This window comes from Thalassobaculum fulvum (assembly GCF_014652915.1).
Taxonomy (GTDB): domain Bacteria; phylum Pseudomonadota; class Alphaproteobacteria; order Thalassobaculales; family Thalassobaculaceae; genus Thalassobaculum_A; species Thalassobaculum_A fulvum.
In genome coordinates, this window is record NZ_BMZS01000001.1 from 416,611 (window position 1) to 435,890 (window position 19,280).

Sequence of the window (19,280 nt, forward strand, 5' to 3'; positions counted from 1 at the left end):
CTGTGACCCCCCGCCTGTGACCCCCCCGCCGGGTGATCCGCCCGCCGGCCGCCACCGTATTCCGACCGAAGCCTTTGCTGGGCGCTTTGGGACGGATGAACCGACATGAGCGTGACGAGCAGACGCAGTTTCGTGGGCGGGTTGGCCTGCTTCGGCGGCCTTTCGCTTGGCGGTGTGCGTCCGGCCGCTGCCGGCATCGAGCTGGTGGCCGCCTATCCCGAGATCCTGAAGTTCGCGGTCACCCGCGACGGGGCGCCGCTCGGCGTCGTGATGGAGCGCTTCGGCCATGACGGCGTCGGCGCCACCGCCGAGGTCTTCATCGACTTCAAGGTGACGTTCGCGGGCCTCGCGCTGTACCGCTACGAGCACCGGTCCCACGAACGCTGGCGCGACGGCCGGCTGTTCGCCCTCGACTCGGTGACCAACGACAACGGCACGGGCCAGGCGGTCAGCGCCCGGGCCCGGCGCGACGGCCTGCACGTGGAGGGGACCGACGGCCGGCTGGTGGCGCCGGCCGACGTCCTGCCTTCGAGCTACTGGCATCCGCGGTTCGTCGAGCAGAACCGCATGCTCGACAGCCAGCGCGGCCGTATCCTCGACTTCGAGATCGCCGAGGTCGGGCCGGAGACCGTGACCGCGCTCGGCCGGCCGGTCGACTGCACCCGTTACGCCATGCGCGGCGATATCGACCTGGACTTCTGGTACGACGCCCGCCGGGTCTGGCAGAAGATGAGCTTCACGATCAAGGGCAGCTTCATCGAGTACACGCGGGTGGCGCCGGGGCCGGCCGACCACGCCCGGTTCGGCGCACCGCTGCGCGACGGCCGCCGCGTTCCCGTCGCGTGACCGCCGCACCCGTCCTCCGCGTCGTCCTCGGCGACCAGTTGAGTCCGGGGATCGCCGCGCTCCGCGACGTCGACCCGGGGCGCGACGTGGTGCTGATGGCCGAGGTGGCGGAAGAGGCGACCCATGTCCGCCATCACCCGCAGAAGATCGTGCTGTTCCTGAGCGCGATGCGGCACTTCGCGGCCGAGCTCGAGCGGTCCGGCCTCCGGGTCGACTACGTCCGCCTGGACGACCCCGGCAACACCGGGACCCTGGGCGGCGAGGTGGCGCGGGCGGTCGCCCGCCACGGTGCCGGTTCTGTGGTCACGACCGAGGCCGGCGAGTGGCGGCTGGCGGCGGACATGCGCGGCTGGGAACGGGCGGCCGGCGTCCCGGTCGAGATCCGCGAGGACGACCGGTTCCTGTGCCCGCACGCCGCCTTCGCCGCCTGGGCCGAGGGCCGGAAGGCGTTCCGGATGGAGCATTTCTACCGGGTCATGCGGACCCGCACCGGCATCCTGATGGACGGCGACCGGCCGGCCGGCGGGCGCTGGAATTTCGACGCCGAGAACCGCCGCCGGCTGCCCGACGACGTCGAGCCGCCGGCGGTTCCGGCGGTCGAGCCCGATGCTGTCACGGGCGAGGTGATCGCCCTGGTACGGGAGCGATTCCCCGGCCACTTCGGCGATCTCGACGGCTTCGGCTATGCGGTTACCCGGGCCGACGCCGAGGCCCTGTGGGAGCGCTTCGTGGTCGAGCGGCTGCCGCGTTTCGGCGACTACCAGGACGCCATGGCGCGCGGCCGGCCGTTCCTGTTTCACGCCGTGGTCGCGCCCTACCTGAACCTCGGACTGCTGGACGCCCGGACCATGCTGGCGCGGGTCGAGCGGGCGTGGCGCGACGGTGCGGTGCCGCTGAACGCCGCCGAGGGGTTCGTGCGGCAGATCCTGGGCTGGCGGGAGTACGTGCGCGGGATCTACTGGCACCAGGGCCCGGGCTATGCCCGCCGCAACGCCTTCGGCGCCGACCGCGCGCTGCCGGGGTTCTTCTGGTCCGGCGACACCGACATGGCCTGCCTCGCCGAATGCATCGGCGACACCCGCCGGCACGCCTACGCCCACCACATCCAGCGGCTGATGGTGATCGGCAACTTCGCGCTGCTGATCGGCGCCGACCCGGACGCGGTGAACCGCTGGTACCTGGAGGTCTATGCCGACGCCGTCGAGTGGGTGCAGCTGCCGAACACCCACGGCATGGCGCTGCACGCCGACGGCGGGCTGCTCGGCTCCAAGCCCTATGCCGCCAGCGGCAGGTACATCCAGCGGATGTCCGACTACTGCGAGCGCTGCCGCTACCGGCCGGACGAGGCGGTCGGGCCGAAGGCCTGCCCGTTCAACGCGCTGTACTGGCGGTTCCTGGCCCGCAACCGCGACCGGCTGGCCGGCAACCCGCGGCTGGCAATGCCCTACCGGACCCTCGACCGGTTCGCCGCGGCGCGCCGGGACGCGCTGCTCGAGCAGGCCGAGCGGTTCCTCGAAACCCTGGACTGAGAGCACGGAGGCGACGATGCACGGCCGCATCGCCTGGATTACCGGCGCCAGCAGCGGCATCGGCGCCGCCCTGGCGCTCCGCATGGCGCGCGACGGCTGGACGGTCGCCGCCAGCGCGCGCGACGCCAAGGCGCTCGACCGGGTCGCGGCGGCGGCCGTCGGCGGCCGGATCGTCCCGGTGCCGCTGGACGTCACCGACCTCGCCGCCTGCCGGGCGGCGGTCGGGCGCGTCGAGGAGGAGATCGGGCCGGTCGTGACGGCGGTGCTGGCGGCCGGCACTCATATTCCGGTCGCGGCGGCGGCCTTCGACGCGGCCACGGTGCGCAAGCTGGTCGAGGTCAATCTGATGGGCGTGGTCAACGCGGTCGACGCGGTGCTGCCGTCGCTGATCGAGCGCCGCGCCGGCCGGCTCGCGATCGTCTCCAGCGTCGCCGGTTATCGCGGCCTGCCGACCGCCGCCGGCTACGGCGCCACCAAGGCCGGGCTGATCAACTTCGCTGAGTCCCTGAAGTTCGACCTGGACCGGCTCGGCATCGTGACCCAGGTGGTGTGCCCGGGCTTCGTGCGCACGCCGCTGACCGATCGCAACCCGTTCCCGATGCCGTTCCTGATGGAGGTCGAGGACGCAGCCGAGCGGCTGTACCGGGGCCTGCAGGGCAACGCCTTCGAGATCGCCTTCCCGTGGCGGTTCGCGCTGATCCTCAAGCTGCTGGGGCTGCTGCCGGATGCGCTGTACTTTGCCCTGATGCACCGTGCGACCGGCAAATGACCACCGCTGACGATCCCCGCCGCGCTACGCTCGACGCCTATTGCCGGGCGTTCGAGACCCTGGCGCCGGACCGGCTGGACACCCTGCGGGCGCTCTGCACCGACGACGTCCGGTTCGTCGACCCGTTCAACGACGTCGGTGGGATCGACCGGTTCGTGGCGATCTTCGCGCACATGTACCGGGCGATGGCCGAGCCGCGCTTCGAGGTGCTCGACCGGGCGCTCGGCGCGGGGGCCGGGTTCGTGCGCTGGCGGTTCACCGGCCGCCTCAAGGGCCGGGCGGTGGCGATCGAGGGGATGAGCGAAATCCGCTTCGACCCCGACACCGACCGGGTTCGCGAGCATGTCGATCACTGGGACGCGGCCGGCCAGGTGTATGCCCGGCTGCCGGTGGCCGGCCCGGCGGTCCGCGCCCTACGCCGCCTGTTTGCCGCCGGCGTCTGACTCGGTTTTGCCGATCTGCGCGGCCGGCTTGCGGAAGAACAGCGTCACCGTGCCGATCTCGATGCCGAACTTGGTGACCGAGGCGCGGTTGATCAGCACCTCGTCGTCCTGCAGGAACAGCCAGTCGTTGAACCGCACCTTGAGGTCGCCGCCGGCGATCTTCAGGACCACGTCGTAGGACCAGGTCAGCGCCTTGCCGACCGCCCGGCCCTCGGCGGTGCCGATCACGTCGTCGGCCCGGCCCCGGTAGCGGCCGTCGGCCAGCTTCTCGATCCGCCAGACCCGCCGGTCGGTCTCGCCGTCGGCATAGACGAAGTCCTCGACCATGGTCAGCACCCGGCCGTCCCAGGTACCCTCGATGTCGACCTTGAACTCGCGGCGCAGATTGCCGAACCGGTCCTCGAAGATGCCCCAGGCCCGGGTCTCGCCGGCGAAGTACTCCTCCAGGACGAGCCGCGGCGTGGTCCCCTCGAAATCCTCGATCTTCATGGTCTGGCACGCTCCCAGCAGCGGCAGCAACAACAGCAGATACGCAAGGCGTCGGGGCATGGATCAGCCCTCCGTCGGCTCAGGGGTTTCGATCTGTCGGATCCGGTCCCGCAGCCCGGCCTGGGCGGCCGCGTCGAGCGGGAACCGCCACATCAGGGCGACCGCGACCAGCTTGAACGCCACCGGCGCCGCACCGTACAGCAGGGCCAGTACCGTCAGGGCGGTCGGCCCGTTGGCGGTCCCGCTGGCGGTGGCGTCGGCCCGGAAGCCGGCCAGGTCGAGCAGCGGGAAGGCGGCGCCGACCGCCAGCGCCAGGGCCAGCTTGGTGGCCATGCCCCAGAACGCGAAGTACAGCCCGGTGCGCCGGCCGCCGCCGGCGGCGGTGTCGACGTCGACCACGTCGGCCTGGATCGCGCCCGGCAGCACCAGGTCGGCGCCGAGGCACAGGCCGGACAGGACGCAGATCGCCAGGAATGCCGCGACGTCGCCGGGGCCGAGCAGCGGCGCCCAGGCGAACGCCGCGCAGTTCGCGAGCATCGCCCAGCACCAGGCCCGGTGCTTGCCGATCCGGCGGGCCAGCGCCAGCCAGGCCGGAACCCCGAGGACGCCGCACAGGAAGTAGGCGAACAGCAGCGGGCCCTGCATCGACGGAGCGGCCAGCACGTGCCCGACGAACAGCAGGAACAGGGTCGCCGGCAGGCCGTTGGCGACGCCGTTGACCAGGTAGGCGACGATCAGCCGGCGGAACGGCCGGTTCGCCGCCAGCAGGGCGCCGGCCTGCCGCCAGGGCACGGCCGTGGCGGTTCGGCCGGTCCGGTCCGGCACCGCCAGCACGGCCAGCGCGACCGCCACCGGCAGGCCGACCGCCAGCAGCGGCGCCAGCACCGCGAGAGCCGCCGCCGGTTCGGTCTCGCCGTCGATCCCGAGGGCGACCGGCAGCCCGGTCGCCAGCAGGGTGCCGAGCACCAGCGCCACCTCGCGGGCCGCGCTGATCCGCGACCGCTCGTGGTAGTCGTCCGACAGCTCGGCGCCCCAGGCGGAATGCGGCAGCGCCAGCATGGTCCAGCCGAGGTAGAGAGCGACGCTCCAGCCGGCGAGATAGCCGATCCCGGCGCCGTCGGCCGGCCGCAGCAGCATCCACGCCGCCGGCACCAGCAGCGGCAGTGCCGCCACCAGCCACGGTCGGCGGCGGCCGAACCGGCCACGGGTCCGGTCCGACAGCGTGCCGATCACCGGGTCGGTCGCCACGTCCCACAGCCGGGCCAGCAGCAGCACCGTCCCGACCGCCGTCAGCGACAGGCCGAGCTCGGCGTAGACCGTCGGCAGGAACACGTAGAGCGGCAGCCCGAGCGCCGCCGCCGGCAGCGCCGGCAGGCCGTACGCCATTAGCCGAAGCGGATGCAGGCGGTCGGCCGCGGCCTCAGTTCCGGGCATAGGCGATCTGGCAGACGTCGATCTGGCCGCCCCGGAACCCGCCCTCGCAGTACGCCAGGTAGTACTCCCACATCCGCCGGAACCGGTCGTCGAAGCCGAGCGGCTCGATCGCCGGCCACTCGGCCAGGAAACGCTCGCGCCATTCGGCCAGGGTGCGGGCGTAGTCGAGGCCGAACCGGTCCTCGCCGGCGACCCGGAGGCCGTGCGCGGCGCCCAGGTCGTGCAGGTGGCGGCGGGTCGGCAGCATGCCGCCGGGGAAGATGTAGCGCTGGATGAAGTCCGGGCTCGCCCGGTAGCCGGCGAACCGCTCCTCGGCGATGGTGATGACCTGCAGGGCGGCCCGGCCGCCACCGGCGAGGCGGTCGCGCAGCAGCCCGAAGAACCGGCTCCAGTAGCGCTCGCCGACCGCCTCGAACATCTCGATCGAGGCGATCCGGTCGAAGCTGCCCTCGACGTCGCGGTAGTCGCGGATCTCGAACGTTACCCGGTCGGCGAGGCCGGCCTTCGCGATCCGCTCGACCGCGTAGGCGTGCTGTTCGCGCGACAGGGTCACCCCCAGCACCTCGACGCCGTAGTCGCGGGCCGCCACCTCGGCGAAGCCGCCCCAGCCGCAGCCGATCTCCAGCACCCGCTGGCCCGGCCGCAGGTCGAGCATGTCGGCGAGCTGGCGGTACTTGGCCTCCTGGGCGGCCTCCAGGCTCTGCCCTGGATCCCGGAACCGGGCCGCCGAGTAGGTCATCGAGGGATCGAGCCAGCGCCGGTAGAACGCGTTTCCGAGATCGTAGTGGTAGGCGATGTTGCGCCGGCTGCCGCGCCGGGTGTTGGCGTTGAACCAGTGCCGGACCCGGCGCAGCAGGGTCTGCGCCAGCCCGCCGAGCGCGGTCCGGCCGAGGGCGTCCTGGTTGCGGACGTAGAGCTCGACCAGGGCCGCCGGATCCGGGCAGTCGACGGCGCCGTCCATGTAGGCCTCGGCGAACGCCAGGTCGCCGCCGAGCATGAAGCGCCGGACCGCACCCGGGTCGCGCAGGCGCAGGGTCGCCTCGGGACCTTCGAGCGGGCCCTCGAAGCGCGCCGCCCGGCCGTCCGCCAGCACCACCGTCAGGCGGCCGACCGCGATCCCCGACAGCAGCCGGAAGGCGGCCCGGGTCCAGCGGTCCAGCCCGTCCCAGCGCTGCGTCGATGCCTGGGGCTCCTGCGGTATCGGGTACTCGCCGCTGGATGTCGCGAGGATCGGTCTCATGGCATCTCCGGTCGGACGGTGGCTGGGGTGAGATCCCGGCCGAGCGACACCGGGTTCGCCGGCGGCTCGGGGCGGGAGTGGAACGGGGCGCCCTTCAGCCACAGCCTCAGGGCTTCCCAATGGATGCCGGCCATGACCTTGGCGGTGACCCAGGGATGGGTCGCCAGGCCGGCCAGCAGGCTCGTGTCGGTCAGCTCGCGGCGCGCGCCGGTCTGGGTCGCGACCAGCCGGTCGGCGCCGTCCGGCCCGACCAGCCGGATCAGCACCCGCAGACGCTCGCCGGGCTCGTCCAGGCGGAACCGGTAACCGCCCTCGAGCGGCAGGAACGGCGAGACGTGGAAGCGCTTGTCGACGCCCTGGATCAGCGGCGTGCCGGGCCGGTGGTCGGGGGCGGCCGGGATCACGTAGCCGTGCTGGTCGCCGAAGGTGTTCTTGACCTCGTACAGCACCCCGGCCAAGCGGCCGGCCGGGTCGTAGCCCCAGTAGATCGTCAGCGGGTTGAACACGTAGCCGAGCACCCGCGGGAAGCACAGCGCCTGGATGCGGCCGCCGGCGAGCGGCCGGCCGGCCCGGTCGAACGCCGCTTCGACCCAGGGCCGCAGGTCCGAGCCGTCGCGCGGGCCGTGGTCGCGGTTGCGGAACGAGAACAGGTTCGGGCGCTCGACCGAGAAGCTCGCCAGCCGGCGGTCCAGCAGCTCCAGCTCGTCCAGGTCGAGCAGCAGCGACACCACCCGGTAGCGGAACCGGTGGCGGTGCGCGCCGGGGCGGGCGTGCATCACGTGCCCGACATACAGGGCGGAGCGCAGCGGCCCATTGTCCAGCGGCCTGCCGTCCGGAAAGCCGGCCATCCGCTCAGTCCGCCGCATCGGCCAGGATCGGCGCGCCGGCCGCCGGGTCTTCGCTGAAGTCGGCCGGGGCGACGTCGCACGGCCAGGGCGGGGCGACGCCGAGGGCGGTGGCGACGGCGATGCCGGCCTTCAGCCCGTCCTCGTGGAAGCCCCAGCCGGCGTAGCTGCCGCAGAACCACAGCCGGCGCCGGCCCTGGATCGCCGGCAGGGCGCGCTGGGCGGCGATCGCCGCGGTGTCGAACACCGGGTGCTCGTAGGAGATCCGCGCGAACACCGCCGCCGGGTCCGGCTCGTGCAGCGGGTTCATGGTGACGAACAGCGGCCGGTCGGGGTCGAGGTTCTGCAGCCGGTTCATCCAGTAGGTCAGCGCCACCCGACGGTCGCCCGGCTCGTCCCGGTCGGCCTGGTAGTTCCAGGCCGCCCAGGCGGCGCGGCGCTTCGGCATCTGCGCCGGGTCGCGATGCAGGACCGCGACGTTCGGCTGGTAGCGGAACCGTCCCAGCACGCCGACCTCGTCGGCGGTCGGCTCGGCGATCAGCCGCAGCGCCTGGTCGCCATGGGTCGCCAGCACGACGTGGTCGTAGGTCGCGCTCTCGCCGTCGGCCCCGGTCACCGTCACGCCGGCCGGCCCCGGCGTCACCCGGACCACCGGCGTCGCCGAGCGGATCCGGCCCGGCAGGTCGTGGGCGATGCGGGCGACGTAGCGCCTGGAGCCGCCGGCCACGGTCCGCCACTGCGGCCGCTCGATCAGGTTGAGCAGCTGGTGGTTCTCGAAGAACTGCACGAAGGAGCGGGCCGGGAAGTCGAGCATGGTGGCGACCGGGCACGACCAGATCGCTGCCCCCATCGGCAGGATGTGGTCCTCGACGAAACCTTCGCCGTAGCCCTCGCGGGCCAGCCACTCGCCGAGGGTGGGGCCACCGGGGGTCGGTCCGGCATCCGGTTGCTCCAGAAGCGCGGCGGCACTGCGGAAGAACCGAACGGTGTCGCCGAGCATCCGCCAGTAGCGCGGGCTCAGCAGGTTGGCCGGCTGGGCGACCAGGCCGCGCAGCGAGCCCTCGTATTCCAGCCGGCCGCCGTCGACCGACACCCCGAAGCTCATGTCGCTGGCCTGGGTCTCGACCCCGAGATGCCGGAACAGCCGGACCAGGTTGGGGTAGGTGCGCTCGTTGTAGACGATGAAGCCGGTGTCGACGTCGACCGGCACGCCGTCGTAGTCGACGGTCACGGTGTTGGAGTGACCGCCGAGCCGCTCGTGCTTCTCGTACAGCGTCACCTGGTAGCGGCGGCTCAGCAGCCAGGCGGCGCTGAGGCCGGAGATCCCCGAACCGATCACGGCGATGCGCATGCGACCCCTCTCGTGCGATGTCCGGGATGTTTACGTACGCCGCCTGATTTCGGATCAGGGCCGGCAGGTGGGCGGGAGGCTGATCCGGGTCGACGCGTCGCCCCGCGGCCGCGCCGGAGGCGAGCGGCGAGCCGGTTGTTCCCCGGTCCGCTGCGTGCTAACCGAAGCCTCGAAGGCGACGGGCGGAGCGTGATGACGGCTCGACGACGAGCATGGCGGAGCGGGTGGCGAGCCTGGTTGGCGCTGGCGACCTGCTATCTGCTGGTCGTGCAGGCGATGGTCGCCGGGCTGTCGGTCACCGGCCATGCCGCAGCGGGCGGCGCGCTCGCCGCGGTCATCTGCACCCCCGACGGAGTCCGCGCGGCGCCCGGCGACGGCGGCGTTCCGGCTCGCTCGCAGCCCATGAGCTGCTGCCTGATCGGCTGCAGCGCGGCCGGCCCGACCGTCGCTCCGCCGCCGGCGACCGACGCCGTGTTGGCCGCCCCGAGCGCGGCCTCGTCCCGGCTGGAGATCGCGCCGCCCGGCGCGACGGTCCCCGGGCAGCGCTGGTCGCCGGGCAGCGCCCGGGCTCCTCCGGCAACCGCGTGAGGTTTCCCGTGCCCGCCCCCCGGGCCCGGCACGTCTCTCGCGTATCGTTGCACTCGGACCGCGGCCCTTCGGAGCGGCGCGCGGTCCCTCGGAAGGAGTCCGACATGACCTCCCTGTCCACTCTGCGGCGCGCCGCGCGCGCCTTCGCCGCCGCCCTCGCCCTGCTGGTCGTCGCCACCGGCACCGCCGGGGCGCACGACTTCAGGGTCGGCGACCTGACCCTCGATCATCCCTGGGCCCGCGCCACACCGCACGGCGCCAAGGTCGCCGGCGGGTTCGTCGCCATCGCCAACAAGGGCGCCGCCGACGACCGCCTGGTGTCGGCCACCGCCGAGATCGCCGACACCACCGAGATCCACAGCATGGCCATGAACAACGGGGTCATGACCATGCGGCCGCTGCCGGACGGGCTGATCCTGCCGGCCGGCGGCGAGGTCGCGCTGGAACCGGGCGGCTATCACCTGATGTTCATCGGCCTGAAGAAGATGCTGAAGCAGGGCGACAGCTTCACCGGCACCCTGACCTTCGAGAACGCCGGGACCGTCGAGGTGACCTTCACCGTCGAGGCGATCGGCGCCGGCGGCAAGAAGCACATGGGCGGCATGAAGCACAACTGACCGCGGAGATTCGGGGGCGGCGGGGTGCCGCCCCCGGCTACCGGCCAGGACTACCGTGACCGGCGGAACCAGACGCCGGAGCGCACCGCGAGGCCGAGGGTCGCGCCGTACACCACGAGCGCGGCGGCGGCGGCCGCGAACAGCCAGTCGAGCGAACCGGTCGCGGTCAGCGCCAGCCAGCCGCCGCCGGTGGCGATCGCCAGCCGCAGGAAGCCGATGCCGAGCGGCCACACGAGCTGGCCGGCGCCCTGCGACGCGAAGTACAGCACCAGCCCCAGCCCGAAGAAGCCGTAGACCGGGCCGACGCTGCGCAGATAGGCGCTGCCGGCCGCCAGCATGTCCGGCTCGGCGCTGAACAGCGACAGCCACGCCTCCGGCCAGACCGCCGCCGCCAGGCCGATGCTCTCGGTCATGACGAAGGCGATCGCCCCGGCGGTCAGCGCGATCCGCAGCGCCCGCGCGTCCCGGCCGGCCCCGACATTGGTCCCGACCAGCGCCACTACGGGCGCACCCAGGCCGAACACCAGCGGCACCAGCAGGTACTCCAGCCGGACCGCGGTGCCGAAGCCGGCGACCGCGGCGGTGCCGGCGGCCCCGGCTACCAGGGCGGTCAGCAGGGCGATGGTGACGTTGGTCTGCAGCGAGGTGACGGCCCCGACCGCGCCGACCCGCAGGATCGCCCGGAACAGCGGCCAGCGCGGCGCCACCCAGCGGAACCGGGCGAGGTTGCGGCCCGACAGGATGTACCAGCCGAGCACCGCGGTGCCGCCGGCGTAGAACAGCACCAGCGCCATCCCGCCGCCGGCGATGCCGAGCCCCGGCAGCGGGCCGAGCCCGAAGATCAGCACCGGCGACAGCGGCACCAGCAGCACCACGCCGGCGCAGATCACCAGCGCCGGCACCAGCATGTTGCCGGTGCCGCGGATCACGCTGGCCAGCCCGTTCAGCAGCCACAGCAGGGCGTTGCCGGCGAACACCACGTTGGCGTAGGTCACCGCGGCGTCGAGCGCCGCGCCCTCGCCGCCCAGCAGCGCGAAGATCGCCCGGCCCCACAGCAGGAAGGTCGCCGACACCGCCAGCCCGATGGCGAGGTTGACGATCACCGCGTGCAGCACCAGGGCGTCGGCCTCGTCCTGCCGGCCACCGCCGAGCGCCCGGGCGATCGCCGAGGAGATGCCGCCGCCCATGGCGCCGGCCGAGATCATCTGGGTCAGCATCAGCGGCGGGAACACCAGCGCCATGCCGGCCAGCGCGGCGGTGCCGAGATGCGACACCCACCAGGTCTCGATCAGCCCGGTGGCGGCCTGGGCCAGCATGATCAGGATGTTCGGCCAGGCCATGCGCAGCAGCAGCGGCAGGATCGGGTCGTGCAGCAGGCGGCGGGTGCGCTCGCTCATCGCCGACTGCAGCGGCGCGGCGGCGACTGCGGGATCGGGGCCGGCGTTCAAGCGGTGCCGTCCTGCGGCTGCCCGGCCGGTCGGCCGTAGACCGTGCGGAACACCGGGTCGCTCAACGGCCGGCCGGTCCGGCGGTCGACGACGATCGGTTCGGCGGTCTCGCCGGTCTCGGTGTCGACGATACGCACGCGCGGGCCGTCCGGCGCGAAGTGCCGGTTGCCCCAGGCCAGCAGGGTCTGCAGCACCGGGCGGAAGTCGCGGCCGCATTCGGTCGGGACGTACTCGTAGCGCGGCGGGCGATCGGAGTACCGGCGTTTCTCCAGCAGCCCGGCCGCGACCAGCGCCTTGAGCCGCCGCGACAGCATGTTCGGGGCGATCCCGAGGCCGGCCTGGAAGTCGTCGAACCGGGTCGTGCCGCGCAGCGCGTCGCGCAGGATCAGCATGCTCCACCACTCGCCGACCCGCTCCAGCGAGCGGGCGATCGGGCAGGCCATGGATCCGAACGAGGTGCGCTGCATGCGGTGAAGGTGGATCAGTCACTTTCATTATGCAAGTAACTAAGGTCGATCAGTCGTCGCGAGGAGCCTTCGGTCGCGGGGTGAACGTGGAACGGCGGTGATAGCGGGAGCCGAAACGACGCAGGGCCCGAAGCGTCGGCTTCGGGCCCTGCGGGAACTTGGTGGAGCCAGGGGGAATCGAACCCCCGACCTCTACAATGCCATTGTAGCGCTCTCCCAGCTGAGCTATGGCCCCGGAAACTGGGTGCCCCGGTCTCCCGGAGAGCCCGCTGTGTAGCGGGTCAGAACCGGGCGATCAAGGGGTTTGTGAAGGGGCTTGCTCCCCCACCGGCGAAGGATCAGCGATCCTCCTCCTCGGCCTCGATTTCCTCGTCCTCGATCGGCGCAAGGTCGTCTTCGTCGTCGTCGGCCAGGTCGACATCGTCGTCATCGTCGTCCACGTCGACATCCGGCAGCCGCTTGACGGGCTCGTCCGCCTCGTCCTCGTCGTCGCCGAGGTCATCCTCGTCGAGGGTGGCCTCCTCCTCGTCGAGTTCCTCTTCCTCCTCGTCGTCGACGTCCTCCGCATCCTCGACCTCGGCGGTCTCCTTGCGGGCCTTCGGCTTCGGGTCGTCGACCGGCAGCGGACGCGCGCGCCGGCTCTTCAGCACCGCCTCGGAATCGAAGGTCGTGCCGCAACTCGGGCACACGATCGGCGTGCGCAGGAAGTCGTAATAGCGAGCTCCGCACGACTGGCAGAGACGCTTGATGCCCCATTCCGGCTTTACCACGTCGTCGCTCCGAATTCTTCCGACGGCAGATCCGCCCGCAAAATCGCCCGGCGGGCGGCGTGGCGCGGGAATATCCACGTTCGGTAACCCATGTCAAAGGCTAATTTCTCTCGGGCCCCGGGAGCGGCCGGATGCCACAGATGCCGGCTGGGGGCGCCGGCTCGCCCACCGGGCCCGACCATGCTAAGACGCCGCGACTTCAGAACCGGCCGGCTGCCCCGGCCCCGGAGGAACCGATGCCGACACCGTTGCTGTCCCGCCGCGCCCGCCCGCTGACCGGCACGCTCCGGGTGCCCGGCGACAAGTCGATCTCGCATCGCTCGCTGATCTTCGGCGGCCTCGCGGTCGGCGAGACCACGATCGCCGGCCTCCTGGAGGGCGAGGACGTGCTGGCGACCGCCGCCGCGATGCAGGCGTTCGGCTGCGCGGTCGAGCGCGGGGCCGACGGGGTCTGGCGGGTGCACGGGCGCGGGGTCTCGGGGCTCGACGAGCCGGCCGACGTGATCGACTGCGGCAACGCCGGCACCGGTGCCCGGCTGCTGATGGGGGTCGCGGCGCAGCAGCCGATCACCACCTTCTTCACCGGCGACGGCTCGCTGCGGCGCCGGCCGATGGGCCGGGTGATGACCCCGCTGTCGCAGATGGGCGTCCAATTCGTGACCCGGGCCGGCGGGCGCCTGCCGGGTGCCGTGATCGGCCCCGAGGTGCTGGTTCCGATCGAGTACACCCTGCCGATGGCGTCGGCCCAGGTGAAGTCGGCGGTGCTGCTGGCCGGCCTCGGGGCGGCCGGCGAGACAACGGTGATCGAGCCGAAGCCGACCCGCGACCACACCGAGACTATGCTCCGGCATTTCGGCGCCGAGGTCCGGGTCGAGGCCCTCGACGGCGGCGGCCGCCGGGTCACCCTGGTCGGGCAGCCGGAGCTGACCGGCCGGCCGGTGGTGGTGCCGGCCGACCCGTCCTCGGCGGCGTTTCCGGCGGTGGCGGCGCTGCTGGTCGAGGGCTCCGAGGTCACCCTGCCGGGGGTCGGCACCAACCCGCTGCGGTTCGGGCTGTTCGAGACGCTCAAGGAGATGGGGGCCGACATCACGTTGGCGAACCCGCGCACCGAGGCCGGCGAGCCGGTCGCCGACCTGATCGTGCGGGCCGGCCGCCTGCAGGGCATCGAGGTGCCGGCGGATCGGGCGCCGTCGATGATCGACGAATACCCGATCCTGGCGGTCGCCGCGGCGATGGCCGAAGGCACCACCGTCATGCGCGGCCTCGAGGAACTGCGGGTCAAGGAGAGCGACCGGCTCGGCGCCATGGCCCGCGGCCTCGCCGACTGCGGCGTGCGGGTCGAGGTGGCGGGCGACGACCTGATCGTGCACGGCGGCGGCAACGGCGTGGCCGGCGGGGTCACCATCCCGGTCGACCTGGACCACCGGATCGCCATGGCGTTCCTGGTCCTGGGCATGGTGTCGGAGGAGGGCCTGGCGATCGACGATGCCGCGGCCATCGCGACGTCGTTCCCGGGCTTCGCGGATCTGATGAACGGCGCCGGGGCGGCGATCGCCCCGGGCCCGGAGGCGGCATGAAGGGGGCGGCATGAGGGGGGCGGCATGAGGGGAGGCGACGGTTTGATCATTGCCATCGACGGGCCGGCGGGCGCCGGCAAGGGAACCCTCGGGCGGGCGCTGGCCGCCCGGCTCGGCTTGCGCCACCTGGACACCGGCGGGCTGTACCGCGCCACCGCGCTGCAGGTGCTGCGGGCCGGCGAGGATCCCGCCGACCCGGTGGCCGCCGAGCGGGCGGCCCGCGGCCTGGACGCCGCCCTGCTCGACTCGCCCGACCTGCGCAGCGCCGAGGTCGGCAACGCCTCGTCGGTGGTGGCGGCGATCCCGGCGGTCCGGCAGGCCCTGCTGGACTTCCAGCGCGCGTTCGCGGCGACGCCACCGGGCGCGGTGCTCGACGGCCGCGACGTCGGCACCGTGGTGCTGCCGGACGCGCCGGTGAAGCTCTATATCGTGGCCTCGACCGACGAACGGGCGCGGCGTCGCCACGAAGAGTTGCTTGCGCGCGGCGAGGCCAGTATATACGAGCGCGTTCGCGCCGAGATCGAGGCGCGGGATGCACGTGACTCCGGACGGGCCGTGGCGCCGATGCGCAAGGCCGACGACGCGGTCGAGATCGATACCACCGATCTGACCCCCGAGCAGGTCCTCGAACGTGCCCTCGCGGTGATCGACGCCCGGACCTGAAGCAAAGCCGACCGCGGCATGGGGCCCGGCCGGCCCATCAACCACCAACCCGGCGGCCGCGGACTTCGGCCGACGCCCGGGACGGAGACCCGGGCCGCCCGAGACAGGATCGGGCCTTATCGATCCAGATCCGAGCCGCCGAGACGACGGACGCGCCCTGCGCGGCCGTCCTTACGCTTTGAGGAGAGTTCATGGCTAACGCAGCCGTTTCCGAAGACTTCGAGGCCCTGCTCGAGGAATCCTTCGGCCAGGTGCCGTCGATCGAGGGCAGTGTGGTCAAGGGTGTCATCGTCGGCATCGAGAACGATTTTGCCCTGATCGACGTCGGCCTGAAGTCCGAGGGCCGGGTGGCGCTCAAGGAGTTCACCTCCCCAGGCCAGAAGTCCGAGCTGAAGGCCGGCGACACCGTCGAGGTCTATGTCGAGCGCCTCGAGGACCGCAACGGCGAGGCGATGCTGAGCCGAGACAAGGCCCGCCGCGAGGAGGCCTGGGCGCAGCTCGAGAACGCCTTCAACGGCAACGAGCGCGTGACCGGCGTGATCTTCAGCCGGGTCAAGGGCGGCTTCACCGTCGACCTGTCGGGCGCGGTGGCGTTCCTGCCGGGCTCCCAGGTCGATATCCGGCCGGTGCGCGACATCGGCCCGCTGCTCGGCACCCCGCAGCCGTTCCAGATCCTCAAGATGGACCGCCGCCGCGGCAACATCGTGGTGTCGCGCCGCGCCGTCCTCGAGGAGAGCCGCGCCGAGGCCCGCTCGGAGCTGGTCGCCTCGCTGAAGGAGGGCATGATCCTCTCCGGCGTGGTCAAGAACATCACCGACTACGGTGCGTTCGTGGACCTGGGCGGCGTCGACGGCCTGCTGCACGTCACCGACATCGCGTGGCGCCGCATCAACCACCCGACCGAGGCCCTGCAGATCGGCCAGACCGTGAAGGTGCAGGTCATCCGCTTCAACCCGGAGACCCAGCGCATCTCGCTCGGCATGAAGCAGCTCGAGGCCGATCCGTGGGAGGGCGTGGAGCTCAAGTACCCGGTCGGCACCAAGTTCACCGGCCGCGTGACCAACATCACCGACTACGGCGCCTTCGTGGAGCTGGAGCCGGGGATCGAGGGCCTGGTGCACGTCTCCGAGATGAGCTGGACCAAGAAGAACGTCCATCCGGGCAAGATCGTCTCCACCTCCCAGGAGGTCGAGGTGATGATCCTGGACGTCGACCCGAACAAGCGCCGGATCTCGCTCGGTCTCAAGCAGTGCATGGGCAATCCGTGGGACGAGTTCGCGGAGAAGTTCCCGGCCGGCACCGAGATCGAGGGCGAGGTCAAGAACATCACCGAGTTCGGTCTGTTCGTCGGCCTGCCGGGCGAGATCGACGGCATGGTGCACCTGTCCGACATCGACTGGGAGACCCCGGGCGAGGAGGCGATCCAGACCTTCAAGAAGGGCGACATGGTCAAGACCAAGGTCTTGGACGTGGACACCGAGAAGGAGCGCATCTCGCTGGGCATCAAGCAGCTGACCAGCGATCCGTTCGCGGCCGGCGCCGCCGGCCTGAAGAAGGGCGGCGTGGTGACCTGCACGGTCACCCAGATCACCGATGGCGGCATCGAGGTCAGCCTGAGCGACGGCATGACCGGCTTCATCCGCAAGTCGGACCTGGCGCGCGACCGTCAGGACCAGCGGCCGGAGCGTTTCGCGGTCGGTGAGAAGGTCGACGCCAAGGTCACCAACATCGACAGCAAGAGCCGCAAGGTCACGCTCTCCATCAAGGCCCGCGAGGTTGCCGAGGAGAAGCAGGCGATGGCCGAGTACGGTTCCTCCGACAGCGGGGCCAGCCTGGGTGATATCCTGGGTGCCGCACTCCGCCAGAAGGAAGAGAAGGGCCGCCAGGGCGACTGATTCCAGTCGTTCCGGGAGTCCGGAGGGGCCGTCTGCCGCGAGGTGGGCGGCCCTTTCCGATTCCTTGCATGCCATGTTGTTCGAAAAACGGTTCTATTAGAGATACTTACGCTTGACGCATCCTCGCTTCGCTGGCAATGTCTGCTATGGGGCGGGTTCGTGCACCGACGACAGTGCGCCGGCCGCTTCGCGACTGGGAATCGCGGAGGTTCGCGATCATGACGAAGTCAGAATTGATCGCACGGCTGGCGGAAGCCAACCCGCACCTGTTTCAGCGGGACGTCGAGCGGATCGTGTCGACGATTTTCGACGAGATCTCCAACGCCCTGGCTCGCGGCGACCGCGTGGAACTGCGCGGCTTCGGCGCGTTCTCCGTCAAGCGTCGCGACGCCCGGGTCGGCCGCAACCCCCGCACCGGGGAGGCCGTGAAGGTGGAGTCGAAGTACGTCCCGTTCTTCAAGACCGGCAAGCTGCTGCGCGACAAGCTGAATACCTAGGCGTCGCGTCACCTGTTCCTTCCGTCCTCATCCCGGGCGGAGCGCCTGCGCGAGCGGGTGAGCCGAACCGGGACCTGTCGATTGCCCGCGACGGGGCATGCGACACCCGTGACCAGACCGGTCCCGGATCCGTACCGCTGTTCGCGGCCCGGTCCGGGATGAGGCGAGGGGGTATGGCTCCGGGACTACCGGCCCGCCGCCCCGCGCCCGGCCGCGTCGATCGCCTCGCGCACCATCCGCGCCGCCCAGCCGGCGCGCGCCCGCGGCAGCGACGCGAAGCCGATCAGCAGTCCGTTGCGGCGGGCGGCCTCCCGGTAGAAGCCCGACAGCGGCGCCGGCGACACGCCGCGCGCCCGCGCCGCCTCGACCACCGCCCGATCGCCCGGCCCGCCCTCCAGGTCGACCGTCAGGTTGATGCCGGTCTCCGGCCGCTCGACCCGGGCCCGCGGGCCGAGGGCGGCCTCCAGCGCGTCGGCGAGGGCGTCGCGGCGGTCGCGGTACAGGGTGCGCATCCGGCGCAGGTGCCCGGCCATGTGGCCGTCGTCCAGGAAGCGCGCCAGGATCACCTGGGCGTCCAGCGCCGGCTGCCGGTCGAAATGCCCGCGCAGCCGGACCAGCGGCTCGGCCAGCGGCGAGGGCGCGGCGACGAAGCCGATGCGCAGCGCCGGCGCCAGCGCCTTCGAGACGGTGCCGACGTAGAGCACGCGTCCGGCCCCGTCGAGCGCCTTCAAAGGCGGCACCGGCTTGCCGCCGTAGCGGAACTCGCCGTCGTAGTCGTCCTCCAGGACCCACGGCCCGCCGGCGCCGGTCCCGTCGTTGCCGACCGCGCCGGCCCAGTCGACCAGCGCGCGCCGCCGGGCCAGCGACAGGGTCACGCCGAGCGGGAAGTGATGGGTCGGGGTCACCGTCACCAGCCGGGCGTCGCCCGCCGCCCGCCGGGCCGCCGCCACGTCCAGCCCCTCGCCGTCGACCGGCACCGGCACCAGCCGGGCGCCGGTCGCCGCCATCGGCCCGCGCAGGCCGGGATAGCACGGCTCCTCCAGCACCACCGCGTCGCCCGGGTCGAGCAGGGCGCGCGCCACCAGGTCGATGGCCTGCTGGGCGCCGGAGGTGACGATGATCGCGTCGGGGTCGAGCGACAGGCCACGGAACGCGCCGAGATAGCGCGCCAGCGCCTGGCGCAGCACCGGATGCCCGGCCGGGTCGCCGTAGCCGAAGTCGGTGGCCGGGGTCTCGCGCCAGAACCGGCCGGCCAGCCGCGCCCACACCCGCCCCGGGAACGCGTCCAGGCCCGGCCGGCCGGGCTGCAGGGGTTCCGGGATCGCGCCGGAACCGGAGCCGGCGGTGCCGACCCGCTCGTCCAGCATGATCCGGGCGGCCCGGGCCAGCCGCACCGGCGGCCGCTCGACCGGCATCGCGCGGGCGGCCGGCGGGACCGTCGGCGTCAGGTCCGGCAGGTCGCGCGCCACCCGGGTGCCGCCGCCGCGCCGGCCCTCGACATAGCCCTCCGCCGCCAGCCGCTCGTAGGCCAGGCTGACGGTGTTGCGCGCCACCGCCATCTGCTCGGCCAGGCTGCGGGTCGAGGGCAGCCGCGCGCCGGGCCCGAGGCGGCCGTCGGCGATCGCCCGGCGGAAGAACGCGGCGATCTGCTCCTGCATCGGCGTGGTCTCGGCGCGGTCGACCTGGAACACGCTCCAGACCGGCAAGGCGTCCGCCATTCCTTGGCCCCATGTATGAGTCGACTTTGGCCCTCATGATACGACCAAATGGCGCGTAAGCGAACCGCCGTTCCATCCGCCGCCAACGGTGACA

General features: G+C 72.4%; 19 protein-coding genes and 1 tRNA gene. 10 read left to right on the top strand and 10 right to left on the bottom strand.

What is annotated here, in order from left to right:
* Window positions 1–105: 105 nt before the first annotated feature.
* Genes IE246_RS01840 through IE246_RS01855 form a run of 4 tightly spaced genes read left to right on the top strand, consistent with a single transcriptional unit; the run spans window position 106 to window position 3,587 of the window.
* Window positions 106–846: a DUF6134 family protein gene (locus IE246_RS01840; RefSeq protein WP_189987204.1), complete on the top strand. Its 741-nt coding sequence runs from the start codon at window positions 106–108 to the stop codon at window positions 844–846.
* Complete coding sequence (locus IE246_RS01845) at window positions 843–2,375, top strand: cryptochrome/photolyase family protein (protein WP_189987205.1); 1,533 nt, start codon at window positions 843–845, stop codon at window positions 2,373–2,375. The genes IE246_RS01840 and IE246_RS01845 overlap by 4 nt, the downstream gene beginning before the upstream one ends.
* Window positions 2,376–2,391: 16 nt before the next feature.
* A complete protein-coding gene (locus IE246_RS01850) occupies window positions 2,392–3,144 on the top strand; it encodes an SDR family NAD(P)-dependent oxidoreductase (protein ID WP_189987206.1) in 753 nt (250 codons plus the stop codon).
* Complete coding sequence (locus tag IE246_RS01855; protein ID WP_189987207.1) at window positions 3,141–3,587, top strand: nuclear transport factor 2 family protein; 447 nt, start codon at window positions 3,141–3,143, stop codon at window positions 3,585–3,587. Before IE246_RS01850 ends, IE246_RS01855 begins: the two co-directional genes overlap by 4 nt.
* On the opposite strand, the gene IE246_RS01860 is transcribed toward IE246_RS01855, so the two are convergent.
* The 5 genes from IE246_RS01860 to IE246_RS01880 are packed head-to-tail and all read right to left on the bottom strand — an operon-like array spanning window position 3,558 to window position 8,946.
* On the bottom strand, window positions 3,558–4,136 hold the full coding sequence (locus tag IE246_RS01860) for a DUF3833 domain-containing protein (RefSeq protein ID WP_189987208.1): 579 nt from the start codon (window positions 4,134–4,136) through the stop codon (window positions 3,558–3,560). The two genes, IE246_RS01855 and IE246_RS01860, sit on opposite strands and share 30 nt — an antisense overlap.
* A 3-nt stretch (window positions 4,137–4,139) precedes the next feature.
* Window positions 4,140–5,510 (bottom strand): MFS transporter, encoded by a 1,371-nt coding sequence (locus tag IE246_RS01865; protein ID WP_189987209.1) that lies wholly within the window; start codon window positions 5,508–5,510, stop codon window positions 4,140–4,142.
* On the bottom strand, window positions 5,497–6,750 hold the full coding sequence (locus IE246_RS01870) for an SAM-dependent methyltransferase (protein ID WP_189987210.1): 1,254 nt from the start codon (window positions 6,748–6,750) through the stop codon (window positions 5,497–5,499). The genes IE246_RS01865 and IE246_RS01870 overlap by 14 nt, the downstream gene beginning before the upstream one ends.
* A complete protein-coding gene (locus IE246_RS01875) occupies window positions 6,747–7,598 on the bottom strand; it encodes a DUF1365 domain-containing protein (protein WP_189987211.1) in 852 nt (283 codons plus the stop codon). The genes IE246_RS01870 and IE246_RS01875 overlap by 4 nt, the downstream gene beginning before the upstream one ends.
* A gap of 4 nt (window positions 7,599–7,602) precedes the next feature.
* Window positions 7,603–8,946 carry an NAD(P)/FAD-dependent oxidoreductase gene (locus IE246_RS01880; RefSeq protein ID WP_189987212.1) on the bottom strand — a complete coding sequence of 448 codons (1,344 nt, stop codon included), beginning with the start codon at window positions 8,944–8,946 and terminating at the stop codon, window positions 7,603–7,605.
* Window positions 8,947–9,183: 237 nt separating this feature from the next.
* Here IE246_RS01880 and IE246_RS01885 point away from each other — a divergent pair, with 237 nt between their 5' ends.
* Both IE246_RS01885 and IE246_RS01890 read left to right on the top strand, forming a co-directional pair.
* Window positions 9,184–9,534, top strand: coding sequence for a DUF2946 family protein (locus IE246_RS01885; protein WP_189987213.1), 351 nt, complete (start codon window positions 9,184–9,186; stop codon window positions 9,532–9,534).
* A 104-nt stretch (window positions 9,535–9,638) separates the two neighbouring features.
* Entirely contained in the window at window positions 9,639–10,151 is a 513-nt protein-coding gene (locus tag IE246_RS01890) for a copper chaperone PCu(A)C (RefSeq protein WP_189987214.1), read from the top strand.
* A gap of 50 nt (window positions 10,152–10,201) precedes the next feature.
* Here the strand turns inward: IE246_RS01890 and IE246_RS01895 are convergent, their stop codons facing one another.
* From IE246_RS01895 to IE246_RS01910, 4 genes are all read right to left on the bottom strand, one after another.
* Window positions 10,202–11,599, bottom strand: a complete 1,398-nt coding sequence (locus IE246_RS01895) for an MATE family efflux transporter (protein WP_229836217.1) — start codon at window positions 11,597–11,599, stop codon at window positions 10,202–10,204.
* Window positions 11,596–12,066 (bottom strand): winged helix-turn-helix transcriptional regulator, encoded by a 471-nt coding sequence (locus IE246_RS01900; RefSeq protein ID WP_189987215.1) that lies wholly within the window; start codon window positions 12,064–12,066, stop codon window positions 11,596–11,598. Before IE246_RS01900 ends, IE246_RS01895 begins: the two co-directional genes overlap by 4 nt.
* Window positions 12,067–12,225: 159 nt before the next feature.
* A tRNA-Ala gene (locus IE246_RS01905) sits at window positions 12,226–12,301 on the bottom strand.
* Window positions 12,302–12,404: 103 nt separating this feature from the next.
* A complete protein-coding gene (locus IE246_RS01910; RefSeq protein WP_229836219.1) occupies window positions 12,405–12,914 on the bottom strand; it encodes a TIGR02300 family protein in 510 nt (169 codons plus the stop codon).
* Between the two features lie 158 nt (window positions 12,915–13,072).
* Between IE246_RS01910 and aroA the strand changes: the two genes are divergently transcribed.
* The 4 genes from aroA (at window position 13,073) to ihfB (ending at window position 17,468) form a co-directional block, all read left to right on the top strand.
* Window positions 13,073–14,413 (top strand): 3-phosphoshikimate 1-carboxyvinyltransferase, encoded by a 1,341-nt coding sequence (gene aroA / locus IE246_RS01915; RefSeq protein WP_189987216.1) that lies wholly within the window; start codon window positions 13,073–13,075, stop codon window positions 14,411–14,413.
* Window positions 14,414–14,455: 42 nt separating this feature from the next.
* Complete coding sequence (gene cmk, locus IE246_RS01920) at window positions 14,456–15,076, top strand: (d)CMP kinase (protein WP_189987217.1); 621 nt, start codon at window positions 14,456–14,458, stop codon at window positions 15,074–15,076.
* Window positions 15,077–15,267: 191 nt separating this feature from the next.
* Complete coding sequence (rpsA, locus tag IE246_RS01925; RefSeq protein ID WP_189987218.1) at window positions 15,268–16,971, top strand: 30S ribosomal protein S1; 1,704 nt, start codon at window positions 15,268–15,270, stop codon at window positions 16,969–16,971.
* A 218-nt stretch (window positions 16,972–17,189) separates the two neighbouring features.
* Window positions 17,190–17,468, top strand: a complete 279-nt coding sequence (gene ihfB / locus IE246_RS01930) for an integration host factor subunit beta (protein WP_189987219.1) — start codon at window positions 17,190–17,192, stop codon at window positions 17,466–17,468.
* A 185-nt stretch (window positions 17,469–17,653) separates the two neighbouring features.
* On the opposite strand, the gene pdxR is transcribed toward ihfB, so the two are convergent.
* Window positions 17,654–19,186 (bottom strand): MocR-like pyridoxine biosynthesis transcription factor PdxR, encoded by a 1,533-nt coding sequence (gene pdxR / locus IE246_RS01935; protein WP_189987220.1) that lies wholly within the window; start codon window positions 19,184–19,186, stop codon window positions 17,654–17,656.
* Window positions 19,187–19,280 lie beyond the last annotated feature (94 nt).